At 62.2% G+C, this 13212-nt stretch carries 14 protein-coding genes and 1 tRNA gene; 7 read left to right on the top strand and 8 right to left on the bottom strand.

From position 1 onward, the window contains the following. The coding region (locus CAG18_RS27185; RefSeq protein ID WP_218191480.1) for a hypothetical protein at positions 1-199 on the bottom strand (199 nt) is incomplete at its 3' end. Between the two features lie 93 nt (positions 200-292). Here CAG18_RS27185 and CAG18_RS25245 point away from each other — a divergent pair. Further along, complete coding sequence (locus CAG18_RS25245; protein WP_015268632.1) at positions 293-595, top strand: addiction module antidote protein; 303 nt, start codon at positions 293-295, stop codon at positions 593-595. Positions 596-733: 138 nt separating this feature from the next. On the opposite strand, the gene CAG18_RS25250 is transcribed toward CAG18_RS25245, so the two are convergent. The 4 genes from CAG18_RS25250 to CAG18_RS25265 form a co-directional block, all read right to left on the bottom strand. Next, positions 734-809 (bottom strand) — tRNA-Phe (locus CAG18_RS25250). A gap of 90 nt (positions 810-899) precedes the next feature. Next, a complete protein-coding gene (locus CAG18_RS25255) occupies positions 900-1172 on the bottom strand; it encodes an oxidative damage protection protein (RefSeq protein WP_003257478.1) in 273 nt (90 codons plus the stop codon). Next, the gene (gene mutY / locus CAG18_RS25260; RefSeq protein WP_013970490.1) at positions 1169-2236 is read right to left on the bottom strand and encodes an A/G-specific adenine glycosylase; all 1068 of its coding nucleotides are present in this window, start codon (positions 2234-2236) and stop codon (positions 1169-1171) included. The genes CAG18_RS25255 and mutY overlap by 4 nt, the downstream gene beginning before the upstream one ends. After that, a complete protein-coding gene (locus CAG18_RS25265; protein WP_085721786.1) occupies positions 2233-4479 on the bottom strand; it encodes an AsmA family protein in 2247 nt (748 codons plus the stop codon). The genes mutY and CAG18_RS25265 overlap by 4 nt, the downstream gene beginning before the upstream one ends. Positions 4480-4784: 305 nt before the next feature. Between CAG18_RS25265 and CAG18_RS25270 the strand changes: the two genes are divergently transcribed. The 6 genes from CAG18_RS25270 to hisF all read left to right on the top strand — a co-directional run bounded on the left by CAG18_RS25270 (position 4785) and on the right by hisF (position 9769). Beyond that, positions 4785-6446, top strand: coding sequence for an OFA family MFS transporter (locus CAG18_RS25270; protein ID WP_054573669.1), 1662 nt, complete (start codon positions 4785-4787; stop codon positions 6444-6446). 283 nt (positions 6447-6729) lie between these two features. After that, positions 6730-7323, top strand: a complete 594-nt coding sequence (gene hisB, locus CAG18_RS25275) for an imidazoleglycerol-phosphate dehydratase HisB (RefSeq protein ID WP_003255736.1) — start codon at positions 6730-6732, stop codon at positions 7321-7323. After that, complete coding sequence (hisH, locus tag CAG18_RS25280; RefSeq protein ID WP_013970493.1) at positions 7324-7962, top strand: imidazole glycerol phosphate synthase subunit HisH; 639 nt, start codon at positions 7324-7326, stop codon at positions 7960-7962. It begins immediately after the preceding gene. Beyond that, on the top strand, positions 7963-8223 hold the full coding sequence (locus CAG18_RS25285) for a DUF2164 domain-containing protein (protein WP_003257483.1): 261 nt from the start codon (positions 7963-7965) through the stop codon (positions 8221-8223). A 27-nt stretch (positions 8224-8250) separates the two neighbouring features. Continuing rightward, positions 8251-8988, top strand: coding sequence for a 1-(5-phosphoribosyl)-5-[(5-phosphoribosylamino)methylideneamino]imidazole-4-carboxamide isomerase (gene hisA / locus CAG18_RS25290; protein ID WP_003257484.1), 738 nt, complete (start codon positions 8251-8253; stop codon positions 8986-8988). Between the two features lie 10 nt (positions 8989-8998). Next, complete coding sequence (hisF, locus tag CAG18_RS25295; RefSeq protein WP_013970495.1) at positions 8999-9769, top strand: imidazole glycerol phosphate synthase subunit HisF; 771 nt, start codon at positions 8999-9001, stop codon at positions 9767-9769. A gap of 120 nt (positions 9770-9889) precedes the next feature. On the opposite strand, the gene choV is transcribed toward hisF, so the two are convergent. The 3 genes from choV to CAG18_RS25310 all read right to left on the bottom strand — a co-directional run bounded on the left by choV (position 9890) and on the right by CAG18_RS25310 (position 12942). Next, positions 9890-11068: a choline ABC transporter ATP-binding protein gene (gene choV, locus CAG18_RS25300; RefSeq protein ID WP_003257485.1), complete on the bottom strand. Its 1179-nt coding sequence runs from the start codon at positions 11066-11068 to the stop codon at positions 9890-9892. Continuing rightward, positions 11065-11913, bottom strand: coding sequence for a choline ABC transporter permease subunit (choW, locus tag CAG18_RS25305; protein WP_169774667.1), 849 nt, complete (start codon positions 11911-11913; stop codon positions 11065-11067). Before choW ends, choV begins: the two co-directional genes overlap by 4 nt. Positions 11914-11994: 81 nt before the next feature. Further along, on the bottom strand, positions 11995-12942 hold the full coding sequence (locus CAG18_RS25310; RefSeq protein WP_015268637.1) for a choline ABC transporter substrate-binding protein: 948 nt from the start codon (positions 12940-12942) through the stop codon (positions 11995-11997). Positions 12943-13212 lie beyond the last annotated feature (270 nt).

Consider the following 13212-nt stretch of genomic DNA (forward strand, 5'->3'; position numbering starts at 1 on the left):
GGGCGGGCTCCGTGGGGGCGGGGAGCAGGAGGGGGGATTCTTCGCTCATGGAGGTCCTTGCGGGTCGGGTCGGATGTCCATCCGGCATTTTAAGTCGAGCGATTGGCGGCACTTTGATATCGGTCAACGGCGCGTCCACAAACAGTTTGAAACAGCGAAAAATTGAATGTAGTGTGAACTGTGGTTCACATTTTTTCATGCGCACACCCTCCTGGCGGGTGGCGATAAAACCAGCCAGGCCAGAGATATCAAATCTGCCCTCAAGCTAGCACGCGACCTTTAGGAGGCCGCCATGACAAATATCAAGCTGACCAAATGGGACGCTGTAGACCATTTGAAGACAGAGGAAGACATGGCCCTCTACCTTGAGGCCTGTCTTGAAGAAAACGATCCAGCACTGCTTGCTGCTGCCCTTGGTGATATCGCTCGTGCCCGGGGTATGGCTCAGTTGGCGCGTGATACCGGCCTGACACGAGAAGGGCTGTATAAGGCGTTGTCTGCGGAGGGTAACCCGAGTTTGGCGACCATCATGAAAGTGATGGCGGCCCTCGGGGTCAGGCTTCATGCCGAGGTGCTGCCGCGCGCGGCGGGGTAAGGTTTAGCGATCGGGAAGGGCAGTAACGGCAGGTAACTGCCAAGCCTCCAGCAAAAATGACAGACAACAAAAAACCCGCACTAGGCGGGTTTCTTGTTGTCGCTTCGGGTAACTTTGCAACCACCAGAAGCTTGAAGGTGGTGCCCAGAGACGGAGTCGAACCGCCGACACGAGGATTTTCAATCCTCTGCTCTACCGACTGAGCTATCTGGGCGACGAGGTGAATTAAATAGACTTTCAGACCTCTCGTCAACGACTTTTTGAAAAAATTTTAAATTAATTCCGTCGCTTACGTTCCGTGGGGTCATTCCGAGGGTGGAACGTAGCCTTCCGCCTGGGCGTATTCTTCGCCGGCGAAAAACTTGTCCATCTCGCCCTGGAGGAATTTGCGGTCCTCGGCGTTCATCATGTTCAGGCGCTTTTCGTTGATCAGCATGGTCTGGTGCTTCTGCCAGTCGGCCCAGGCTTTCTGCGAGATGTGTTCGAAGATGTCCTGGCCCTTGGCGCCGGGGTAGGGCGGGCGCTCCAGGCCTGGCAGTTCTTCTTTGTACTTGCGGCACATCACGGTGCGGGTCATCGGGCATCTCCTGCAATCAGTTCGTCGGCCGCGCGTTTGAGCAGCTTTTTCACCGGGGCGGCGAGGCCCAGGCGCGGCGGGGTGGCGAGGTTATACCAGAGCCAGTCGGCCTCGGCCACGTGCTGGCCGACCGGGTCGACGCGCACCAGCCAGGGTTCGATCGCCAGCTGGAAGTGGCTGAAGGTATGGGTCAGGCCGTCCATGGCGCGGCTGTCAGCCAGGCGCAGGCCGTGCTGGTAGGCCAAGTCGTCGAGCTGGGCAATGTCGTCCAGTTCCGGCAGGCTCCACAAACCACCCCACAGGCCGCTGGACGGGCGACGGTAAAGCAGGATGGCGCCTTCGTGGTTGGCCAGCAGCGGCATCAGCGTGCGGCGTTGCGGCAGTGCCTTGCGCGGCTTGGGCTCGGGGTAGCGGGTTTCTTCACCGTGCAGGTGCGCTTCGCAGCCGCGCTGCAGCGGGCAGATCAGGCAGCTGGGCTTGCTGCGGGTGCACAGCGTGGCACCCATGTCCATCATCGCCTGGGTGTAGTGGTTGGCGCGCTGCTGTGGGGTAAAGCGTTCGGCCGTGGCCCACAGCTGGTTGGCCACCTTGGGTTCGCCGGGGTAGCCGGCCTGGGCGGTGTAGCGGGCCAGCACGCGCTTGACGTTGCCGTCGAGGATCGGTGCGCGGATGCCCATGCTGATACTGGCGATGGCGCCGGCGGTGGAGCGGCCGATGCCGGGCAGTTCGGTGAGCTGCTCGACACTGCGCGGGAATTCGCCGCCATGCTGTTCGACCACGATCTTGGCGGCCTTTTGCAGGTTGCGTGCCCGGGTGTAGTAACCCAGGCCTGTCCACAGGTGCAGCACTTCGTCCTCCGGCGCTTCGGCCAGGGCCTGCACGGTCGGCAGAGCCTGCATGAAGCGGTCGAAGTAGTTGAGCACGGTGCTGACCTGGGTCTGCTGCAACATGATTTCTGACACCCACACCCGGTACGGGTTGATGCCCTGTTGCCAGGGCAGGTCGTGCCGGCCGTGTTCGTCATACCAATCCAGCACTGCGCTGGAGAACTGCTCGGGGCTCATCGCTTGAACAGCCCCTTGAGCGCGTCTTTCAATTCCGGGCTCACTTTGTCTCCGAGTTTTTCATCGATCTTGTCTTGCAGACGGTTGCCGGCCACCTTGGCGGCAACCTTGCCCAGGCCGTCCTGGTCCAGGCGGCAGGCTTTGGCGCCCAGCTCCAGCGGGCCGCGGCAGCGCAGCGGTATTTCGACACCCACATAGCGTTCGTTGACCTGGCAGGCCGGGTCCGGCATGGCGCGCTGGTCGCCTTCGACGACCACGCCAACGTTGTAGTCCATGCCCAGTACGCGCAGGTCGAGGTCACCATGGCCATTAACGGTAAGGCCCGGAATGCGCGCCTTGAGGTCCGGGTTGTTGGCAACGCCATTGCGTACTACCAGGCTGCCACGCAGTTCCTGGAACGGGGTGTCCTTGCCACGTGGCTCGCCGCTGAGCGACTTGCGGTTCAGCGTGGCGATGGCCTTGCACAGTTGCTGTTCCAGGTTGGCATTGACCAGCACGCCATCGTTGATGACGAAGTTGGCGTTGCCGTTGAGGGTATCGACCAGGGCCTTCTGGCTGTTGCCGGTGGCGGTCAGGTCGCTGGTCAGGGTCAGCAGGCCTTTGACCGGTGGCGTCTGTTCCTTGCCCTCGGTCTTGATGAAGTGTTCCACCGGCACCCGTTGGATGCTGGTGTTGACGCCCAGTTGCGGCACGGCAGGGCGCACATCGACCGTGCCCTTGGCCTCGAAGGTGCCGTTGTACAGTTCACCGCGCAGGGTTTGCAGGGTCAGCAGGCCGCCCTGGCCGATCGCCTTGAGCTGGGCGTCTTCGATCGGCAGTTTGTCCAGGGTCAGCGAACCGAAGGCCAGGTCGGCTTGCAGGTCGAGGGCGCGCAGGCGGTCGACCGGCAGCAGCTTGTCGTCGCTCCAGGCGACCTGGGTCGGGGCGTTGGGGAGTGGCGTGGTGCCAGGGCCGGCGACCGCGGTGGCTTCCTGTTGCTTGACCTCGGCCTGACGCGCGGCGGTGGCGCCCTTGGCCTCTTCACTCTTGGCCGGCAGGTAGCGGTCGGCGTTGAAGGTGTCGCCCTTGAGCTGCAGGCGCAGGGCCTGTTTGGCGAAGTCTTCGACGGCCACGCGGCCAGTGAAGGTGCTGTCGTCCAGCTTCACCGCCAGGTCTTCCAGGGCCAGGCTGTTCGGCGTGCCCTGCAGGCGGGTGACCAGTTCCAGCTTGGCGAAGGCCGCCGGGTCGTTGGTGGCCGGCAGCGGGCGGCCGATGCTGTCGAGGAAGGTGCGCAGGTCGAACTGGGCGATGGACAGGCCGCCGCTCAGCTGCGGTGCCTTGTCCAGGTCTCGCAGGTTCAGCTCGCCCAGGGCGCGCAGCTGGTTGGCCGAGACTTTCAGGCCGTTCCACGAGGCGACATTGGCGGCCAGGTCGACCAGCAATTGGCCTTGGGCGGCGAAGGTCACGGTCTTGCCGCCGGTGGGCTCACCCGAGGTTTCGCCCGACAGGCGCATGTCTTCGAAGTTGTAGCGCTTGAGCTTGCGGTCGAAGCGCAGCTCGCCGACCAGTTCGGTGCGGGCCTTGATGTTCGGCTGGCTGGCGCTGAGGAAGGCGCTGGCCTTGAGTGGAATGTTCGCCCCTTCGTGGACCGGGCCGGTGCTCAGCTGGATGCTTTCGGCGCTGTAGCTCTGGCCGGTCTTGGCATCGGTGTATTGCACGCGGGCGTTGTTCACGGTCAGGCTGTCGATGTCCAGCTTGACGGCGCGTTCATTGCTGGCGACTGGTGCCGACGCCTGTTCGGCCGGTGCCTGGGCTGGAGCACTGGCCTGCCCATCGGCACTGGCGCCGTTCTGCGTGGGCAGCGGCTTGCCGATGTCTTCCCAGTTGCCATGGCCCTGTTCGTCACGGGCCAGGGTCAGGTTCAGGCCCTCGACGCGCACGTCGCTCATCTGCACTTCGCGGCGCAGCAGTGGCAGCACACGTACAGAAAGCCCGAGCATCTGCAGGTCGGCGAAGGGCTCCTTGGGTTTGTTCAAGGTGGCGATGCTCGCATCGTGCAACTCCAGGCCCAGCCACGGGAACAGACTCCAGCCAATGTCACCGTTGAGGGTCAGCTCGACGTGAGCCTTGTCACGTGCCAGCTGGCGAATCTCGTCTTTGTAGTCGTTGGGATCGAAGAGGTGGGTCAGGGCGAAGCCCAGCGCCACGATGATCAGCAGCAACCCGAGAAGCCCAAGTCCCAGGATTTTGCCGAACGCTTTCATGGGCGAGTCCTTGTAGTCCGTTTTTGAAATTCAAGCGCCAGAGTATAGCGCCGCAGTGGTTACCCCTGCGTATTCGACTAGAGATACGGGGCATTTCCTACGCGTACAGCAGATGGTACGGCTTTCGACAGCCATGATTTTGTCAGTTCCGAATGTGTGGCCTGTACCGGCCCTATCGCCGGTATAGGCAACATGACCGTTTCAGCCGAGCAAAAATTAACGATGTCAGATTGCTTTCACGCTACTTGATGCTGCTACCCTTGCGCCGCTTTGCCTGCACCCTCCCTATAAGAAGGATCTGATCCATGAGCAGTACCGTCGCGGCGGGGACCTTGGCCAGTGCGCCGGGCTTCCTGTCGAAGGAGCACATCATCGCCCGTCCGGGCTTCAACCGCTGGCTGGTCCCACCGGCCGCCCTTGCCATCCACCTGTGCATCGGCATGGCCTATGGCTTCTCGGTGTTCTGGCTGCCGCTGTCGCAAGCCCTAGGCATCACCGCCCCGGTCGCCTGCGCGGCGGACATGGGCTTCATGGCCCGTATGTTCAGCGCCGAATGCGATTGGCCGATTTCCATGCTGAGCTGGATCTACACCCTGTTCTTCGTCTTCCTCGGTTGCTCGGCGGCCGTGCTGGGTGGTTGGCTGGAACACGCCGGCCCGCGCAAGGCCGGCCTGGTGTCGGCGCTGTGCTGGTGCGGTGGCATGCTGATTTCGGCGATTGGCGTGAAAACCCATCAGCTGTGGCTGATGTGGCTGGGTTCCGGCGTAATCGGGGGTATCGGCCTGGGCCTGGGCTACATCTCGCCGGTGTCGACCTTGATCAAGTGGTTCCCGGACAAGCGCGGCATGGCCACCGGCATGGCGATCATGGGCTTCGGTGGCGGGGCCATGGTCGGTGCACCACTGGCCACCGCGCTGATGGGCCATTTCGGCAATGCGCAGGAAGTGGGCGTGTGGCAGAGCTTCGTCGTCATGGCGGCGATCTACTTCGTGTTCATGACCGCCGGTGCCCTGGCGTATCGCGTACCGCCAACCGGCTGGAAGCCCGAAGGCTGGAGCGCCCCAGTGAAGAAAGCTGGCAACACCATGGTCACCGACCGCCACGTGCACGTCAGCGTGGCCTGGAAGACCCCGCAGTTCGCGCTGATCTGGCTGGTGCTGTGCCTGAACGTGTCAGCGGGTATCGGCATCCTCGGCATGGCTTCGCCGTTGCTGCAGGAAGTGTTCGCCGGCAAGCTGCTGGGCAACGGGCTGAGCTTCAGCGAGCTGAACAGCGCCCAGCTGGCGCAGATTGCCGCGATCGCCGCCGGCTTCACCGGCCTGCTGAGCCTGTTCAACATCGGCGGCCGGTTCTTCTGGGCGTCGTTCTCGGACTACATTGGCCGCAAGAACACCTATTTCGCCTTCTTTGCCCTGGGCGTGGGCTTGTACAGCCTGGTGCCGAACATGGGGCACCTGGGTAACGTGGCGCTGTTCGTGGCGGCGTTCTGCATCATCCTGTCGATGTACGGTGGTGGTTTTGCCACGGTACCGGCCTACCTGGCCGACCTGTTCGGCACGCAGATGGTCGGCGCCATTCATGGCCGCCTGCTGACCGCCTGGGCGGCGGCGGGGGTGCTGGGGCCGGTGCTTATCACCTACCTGCGCGAGTACCAGTTGGCGGCCGGGGTGGAGCGTGCGGCTGCTTATGACATGACCCTGTACATCCTCGCCGGCCTGCTGGTGCTGGGCTTTGTCTGCAACATGCTGGTGCGACCGGTGGCCGACAAGCATTTCATGAGCGATGCCGAACTGGCTGCCGAGCGGGCGTTGAGCCATGACAAGGGCGCCGACGGGGCGCGCTCGCTGGAGTGGAAGGCGGCGCCGGGTAGCCTGCCGCTGGTGCTGCTGGCCTGGGCAGTGGTGGTCGTGCCGTTGGCCTGGGGCGTTTGGATTACCCTGCAGAAGACGGCTGTGCTGTTCCATTGATCAGTGGTAAAACCGGCTGACTTTGCTGGCTGTACTAGCCCTATCGCCGGCAAGCCAGCTCCCACAGGTATGCTACAGGCCTGGAAGATTGTGAGGCCCCTGTGGGAGCTGGCTTGCCGGCGATGGGCTGCAAAGCAGCCCCAAGCCATGCGGTTGTATAGACCTGTAACGGTATCCAGCCTGCGTAATTCCGCGTTTTGCCATATGTCATCCGCGTTTCAAGCCGGCGCGTTCTAGGCCTATAATGAAGCCCTTTTCGCCTAATGATTTTGCGGAGCTGGTGATGGTCGAACGTAAGGCTTCCGTCGAGCGCAATACCCTGGAAACCCAGGTCAAGTGCTCGATCAACCTCGATGGCAGTGGCAAGGCCCGATTCGATATCGGTGTGCCTTTCCTTGAACACATGCTGGACCAGATTGCCCGCCATGGGCTGATCGATCTGGATATCGAGTGCAAGGGTGACACGCATATCGACGATCACCATACCGTCGAAGACGTCGGCATCACCCTGGGCATGGCATTTGCCCAGGCCATCGGTGACAAGAAGGGCATCTTCCGCTACGGCCACGCCTATGTGCCGCTGGACGAAGCGCTGTCGCGCGTGGTTATCGACTTCTCCGGTCGCCCGGGCCTGCAGATGCATGTGCCGTACACCCGCGCCAGCGTCGGTGGCTTCGATGTCGACCTGTTCCAGGAGTTCTTCCAGGGCTTCGTCAACCACGCCCTGGTCACCCTGCACATCGACAACCTGCGTGGCCACAACACCCACCACCAGATCGAGACCGTGTTCAAGGCTTTCGGCCGCGCCCTGCGCATGGCCATTACCCTCGACGAGCGCATGGCCGGGCAGATGCCTTCCACCAAAGGGTGCCTGTAAATGCAGACGGTAGCCGTAATCGACTATGGCATGGGCAACCTGCACTCGGTGGCCAAGGCGCTCGAGCATGTAGGTGCCGGCAAGGTACTGGTCACCAGTGATGCCACGGTCATCCGCGAAGCCGACCGCGTGGTATTCCCGGGCGTGGGCGCGATTCGCGACTGCATGGCAGAAATCCGCCGCCTGGGCTTCGACAGCCTGGTGCGTGAAGTCAGCCAGGACCGCCCGTTCCTCGGCATCTGCGTGGGTATGCAGGCACTGCTCGACCACAGCGAAGAAAACGACGGTGTCGACTGTATCGGCCTGTTCCCCGGCCAAGTTCGCTTCTTCGGCAAAGACCTGCAGGAAGACGGCGAGCACCTGAAGGTGCCGCACATGGGCTGGAACGAAGTCGGCCAGACCAACGACCACCCGCTGTGGCACGACATCCCCGACCGTGCGCGGTTCTACTTCGTGCACAGCTATTACATCAATGCCGGCAAGCCGGCCCAGGTGGTCGGCCGCGGCCATTACGGTGTCGATTTCGCCGCTGCACTGGCCGATGGCTCGCGCTTTGCCGTGCAGTTCCACCCGGAGAAGAGCCATACCCATGGCCTGCAGCTGCTGCAGAACTTCGTCGCCTGGGACGGGCGCTGGTAAATGAGCAGGTCGAAGACCAAGGCCCCGGTCATCACCCTGGCCCCCGAGCAGGAGCGCGAAGCGCTGCACACGCTCAAGCGCTTCCTCGAAGATCGTTTCGAGCTGGAGCTGGGGTCGTTCGAAGTGGCCGAAGTCCTCGAACTGTTCAGCAAAGAAATTGCACCCCTTTACTACAACAGGGCGATTGCCGATGTTCAGCTGCACCTCAAGGAGCGGTTCGAGAGCATCGAAAGCGATCTGTGGGCGCTCGAGAAGCCCTGAAACCCCAAGAACAGACAGGTTCCCAAGATGCTGATTATCCCCGCTATCGATCTGAAGGACGGTGCCTGCGTGCGCCTGCGCCAGGGCCGCATGGAAGACTCCACGGTATTTTCCGACGACCCGGTGAGCATGGCCGCCAAGTGGGTCGAGGGTGGCTGCCGCCGCCTGCACCTGGTCGACCTCAACGGCGCCTTCGAAGGCCAGCCGGTCAACGGTGAAGTGGTCACTGCCATTGCCAAGCGCTACCCGACTTTGCCGATCCAGATCGGCGGCGGTATTCGCTCGCTGGAAACCATCGAGCACTACGTCAAGGCCGGCGTCAGCTACGTGATCATCGGCACCAAGGCGGTCAAGCAGCCGGAATTCGTCGCCGAAGCGTGCAAGGCCTTCCCAGGCAAGGTCATCGTCGGCCTGGACGCCAAGGACGGCTTTGTCGCCACCGACGGCTGGGCTGAAGTGAGCTCGGTTCAGGTCATCGACCTGGCCAAGCGTTTCGAGGCCGATGGCGTCTCGGCGATCGTCTACACCGACATCGCCAAGGACGGCATGATGCAAGGCTGCAACGTGCCGTTCACCAAGGCGCTGGCAGAAGCCACTTCGATCCCGGTGATCGCCTCGGGCGGCATCCACAATCTGGGCGACATCAAGGCCCTGCTGGACGCCAAGGCCCCGGGCATCATCGGCGCCATCACCGGCCGTGCCATCTACGAAGGCACCCTCGATGTCGCTGAGGCCCAGGCCTTCTGCGACAACTACCAAGGCTGAGGACTGAACCATGGCACTGGCCAAGCGCATCATCCCTTGCCTGGACGTGGACAACGGCCGGGTGGTCAAGGGCGTCAAGTTCGAGAACATCCGTGATGCTGGCGACCCGGTGGAAATCGCCCGTCGCTACGACGAGCAAGGTGCCGACGAAATCACCTTCCTCGACATCACTGCCAGCGTCGACGGCCGCGACACTACCCTGCATACCGTCGAGCGCATGGCCAGCCAGGTGTTCATCCCGCTGACCGTGGGCGGTGGCGTGCGCACCGTGCAGGACATCCGCAACCTGCTCAATGCCGGTGCCGACAAGGTCTCGATCAACACGGCCGCGGTGTTCAACCCAGAGTTTGTCGGCGAGGCCGCGGACCGTTTCGGTTCGCAGTGCATCGTCGTCGCCATTGATGCCAAGAAGGTGTCCGGGCCAGGCGAAGAACCACGCTGGGAAATCTTCACCCACGGCGGGCGCAAGCCGACCGGGCTGGATGCCGTTGAATGGGCGAAGAAGATGGAAGGCCTGGGTGCTGGCGAGATCCTGCTGACCAGCATGGACCAGGACGGCATGAAGAACGGCTTCGACCTGGGCGTTACCCGTGCGATCAGTGATGCGCTGGGTATTCCGGTGATTGCCTCAGGTGGGGTGGGTAACCTGCAGCACCTGGCTGACGGCATTCTGGAAGGGCATGCCAGCGCAGTGTTGGCGGCCAGCATCTTCCACTTTGGTGAGTACACGGTGCCGGAAGCCAAAGCCTACATGGCTTCGCGCGGGATTGTCGTTCGCTGACAGAATGCCGGGAGGGCTTTGCCCTCCATTCGCAGCACAAGGCTGCTCCTACAAGGTTACGCGGTCCTTTGTAGGAGCAGCCTTGTGCTGCGAAAGGGCCGCAACGCGGCCCCAATTGCATCAACCGTGGTTCTTGCCGAGCAATGCGTGATAAAGCTCGGTATCCCCAAGAATCCCCACCACCTTGTCGTTATCCTGCAACACCAGCTTGTTGCCGGTCTGATAACGAATCTGCAGCGCCTCGCGCATTCCGATATCGGCATTTACCAACGTTGGGCGGCGGCCCAGCAGCTCCACATCCTGCCCTGGTGCCCAGTTCTGCAGGTCAAGCCCGTTCTGCCCCTGGCGTGCGCGCTTGATCGAGCCACCTTCGCCAAGGTCCAGCCACGAGTCGATGCCGGGGTCCAGGCACACCGAACCGTTCACCCGCTTGCAGTTGTCCAGGCTGCGCATCAGGCTGCGCCCGCACAGCACGTTCAGTGGGTTGGTATGGGCGACAAAGGTACGCACATACTCGTCGGCCGGGTTGAGCACGATCTCTTCCGGCTTGCTGTACTGGATGATCCGCCCGTCCTTCATGATGGCGATGCGGCTACCCAGTTTCAGTGCCTCGTCCAGGTCGTGGCTGACGAACACGATGGTCTTGCTCAGCTTGGCCTGCAGGCCCAGCAACTCGTCTTGCAGGCCCTGGCGGATCAGCGGGTCCAGTGCCGAGAACGGTTCGTCCATCAGCAGGATGTCGGCATCCATCGCCAGCGCCCGGGCCAGGCCCACGCGCTGCTGCATGCCGCCAGACAGTTCGTCCGGCTTCTTGTTGCGCCACTGGGTCAGGCCCACCAGTTCGAGCTTCTCGTCTACCAGCTTGCGCCGTTCCTTCTCGGGGCGGCCCTGCATTTCCAGGCCAAAGCTGATGTTCTCGCGCACCGTCAGCCAGGGCATCAGGGCGAATTTCTGGAACACCATGGCAATGCGCTTGGTGCGCATCATCTTCAGTTCGGCCGGGGTGCAGTGGGCAATATCGATGTGCTTGCCTTCGTGCTCGACGAACAGCTTGCCGCGGCTGACGGTGTTGAGGCCGTTGATGCAGCGCAGCAAACTCGACTTGCCCGAGCCGGACAGGCCCATCAGCACGCAGATCTCGCCCTTCTGGATATCCAGGTTGGCCTTCTCGACACCCACCACCAGGCCGGTCTGCTTGAGAATCTGCTCGCGGGTCTGGCCTTGGTCGAGCAGCGCCAGCGCTTCGCGCGGCTTGTTGGAGAAGATGACGTCGACGTCTTCGAAACGAATGATGCTCATGCTTCACCCCTTACCGGCAGGTCCGGTTGCTTGCAGATACGGTCGAGCATGATCGCCAGCAGCACGATTGCCAGGCCCGCTTCGAAGCCCAGGGAAATATCGGCGGTGTTCAGTGCGTTGACCACAGGTTTGCCCAGGCCGTCAGCGCCGACCAGGGCGGCGATCACCACCATCGATAGCGACAGCATGATGCACTGGGTAACGCCGGCGGCGATGCTTGGCATCGCGTGCGGCAGTTCGATACGGGTGAGCAGCTGGCGCCGTGAGCAGCCAAAGGCCTTGCCGGCATCCATCAGCTCCTGCGGGACGTCGCAGATGCCCAGATAGGTGAGACGGATCGGGGCGGCGATGGCAAACACCACTGTCGAGATCAGCCCCGGCACCACACCCAGGCCGAACAGGGTCAGGGTGGGGATCAGGTAGACGAAGGTAGGTACCGTCTGCATCAGGTCGAGTACCGGGCGCATGGCGGTGTAGAACATCGGTTTGTGCGCGGCGACGATGCCCAGTGGCACGCCGATGGCCACGCAAACCACCGTGGCGAAGGTGACCTGCGCCAGGGTTTCCATGGTTTCCTGCCAGTAACCCAGGTTGAGGATCAGCAGGAACGACAGGGCGACGAATGCGGTCAGCGCCCACTTGCGCTGGATGAAATGCGCCAGGGCGGCGAACAGAGCGATGAGCACGAACGGATTGAAGAAAGTCAGGGCACTGGTTACGCCATGGATCATGAACTCCAGGCCTTGCGCGATGGCGTCGAAGTAATTCGCGCCGTTCTGGGTCAGCCACTCGACGAACGACGCGATGTACTGGCCCAGGGGTATTTTCTGATCGATAAGCATGATAGCGAGCTTCCACCTGCATAGATTGAACTCAACCCGGGGCAGGCACGGTCCTGCCCCGAGGTAGCGCTATTGCGTATTTCGTTATTGCGTCAGCTTGGCCTTGGCCGCCTCAAGGCCGGGTTTGCCATCCACGGTGGTTACGCCGGCCAGCCAGGCATCCAGTTTGCCAGGGTTGTCCTTGAGCCACTTCTTGGCAGCCGCCTCGGGTTTCATCTTGTCGTCCAGGACATAGCCCATCATGGTGCTTTCATCCTTGAGCTCGAACGACAGGTTCTTCAACAGCTGGCCAACGTTGCTGCATTCCTGCACATAGCCCTTGCGGGTGTTGGTCAATACGGTCGCCTTGCCGAAGTCGGGGCCGAAGAATTCGTCTCCGCCGGTCAGGTACTGCATCTTGAAGCGGGTGTTCATCGGGTGCGGTTCCCAGCCGAGGAACACGATGGCCTCGCCGCGTTTCTGCGCGCGGTCGACCTGCGACAGCATGCCGGCCTCGCTGGACTGAACGATCTTGAATCCGGCGTCCTTCAGGCCGAAGGCGTTCTTGTCGATCATGCTCTGGATGGTGCGGTTGCCATCGTTGCCGGGCTCGATGCCGTAGATCTTGCCGTCCAGTTCCTGCTTGAACTTGGGAATGTCGCTGAAATCCTTCAGGCCCTTGTCATAAAGCGCCTGGGGCACGGCCAGGGTGTACTTGGCGTTTTCCAGGTTGGCGCGCACGGTTTCCACGGTGCCGGCGTCGCGATACTGCTTGATGTCGTTCTCCATGGTCGGCATCCAGTTGCCGAGAAACACGTCCAGGTCCTTGCCGGTGGCCAGCGACTTGTAGGTCACCGGTACCGAGATCATGGTGGTGTGGGTCTTGTAACCCAGTGCTTCGAGCACAACGCTGGTGGTCGCGGTGGTGACCGTGATGTCGGTCCAGCCGACATCCGAGAACCGTACCGTCTTGCATTGCTCGGGTTCGGCGGCCTGGGCCAGCAAAGGCGCGGACAGCAACGCAACCAGCAACAGCGAGGGTGAACCTTTCATGGATGGACTCCTGTGATTTTGTCTTCGGGTTCGCGTGGGTCGCCGGGCTTTCTCAGGGTCCGGTCGACCAGGCCTGCAGAGGGCAGGATGCGTGGCCGTGCTTTACGAGTCGCTTTCGATAATCCTCCAGCGCCGTGCAATCGCCTACTGGTGGGGTCGTAACCAGTACGGAACGGGTCGTATCCAGTATGGGCGATGTCGTTTATGGATTTTTCCACCCCTTCAGCCGCATTTTTACGTCACCAGGCCGCCGTAAAGCGGCGTGGCAAG

The sequence above is a fragment of the Pseudomonas sp. B22(2017) genome (genome assembly GCF_002113105.1).
GTDB classification, from domain to species: Bacteria; Pseudomonadota; Gammaproteobacteria; order Pseudomonadales; family Pseudomonadaceae; genus Aquipseudomonas; species Aquipseudomonas asiatica.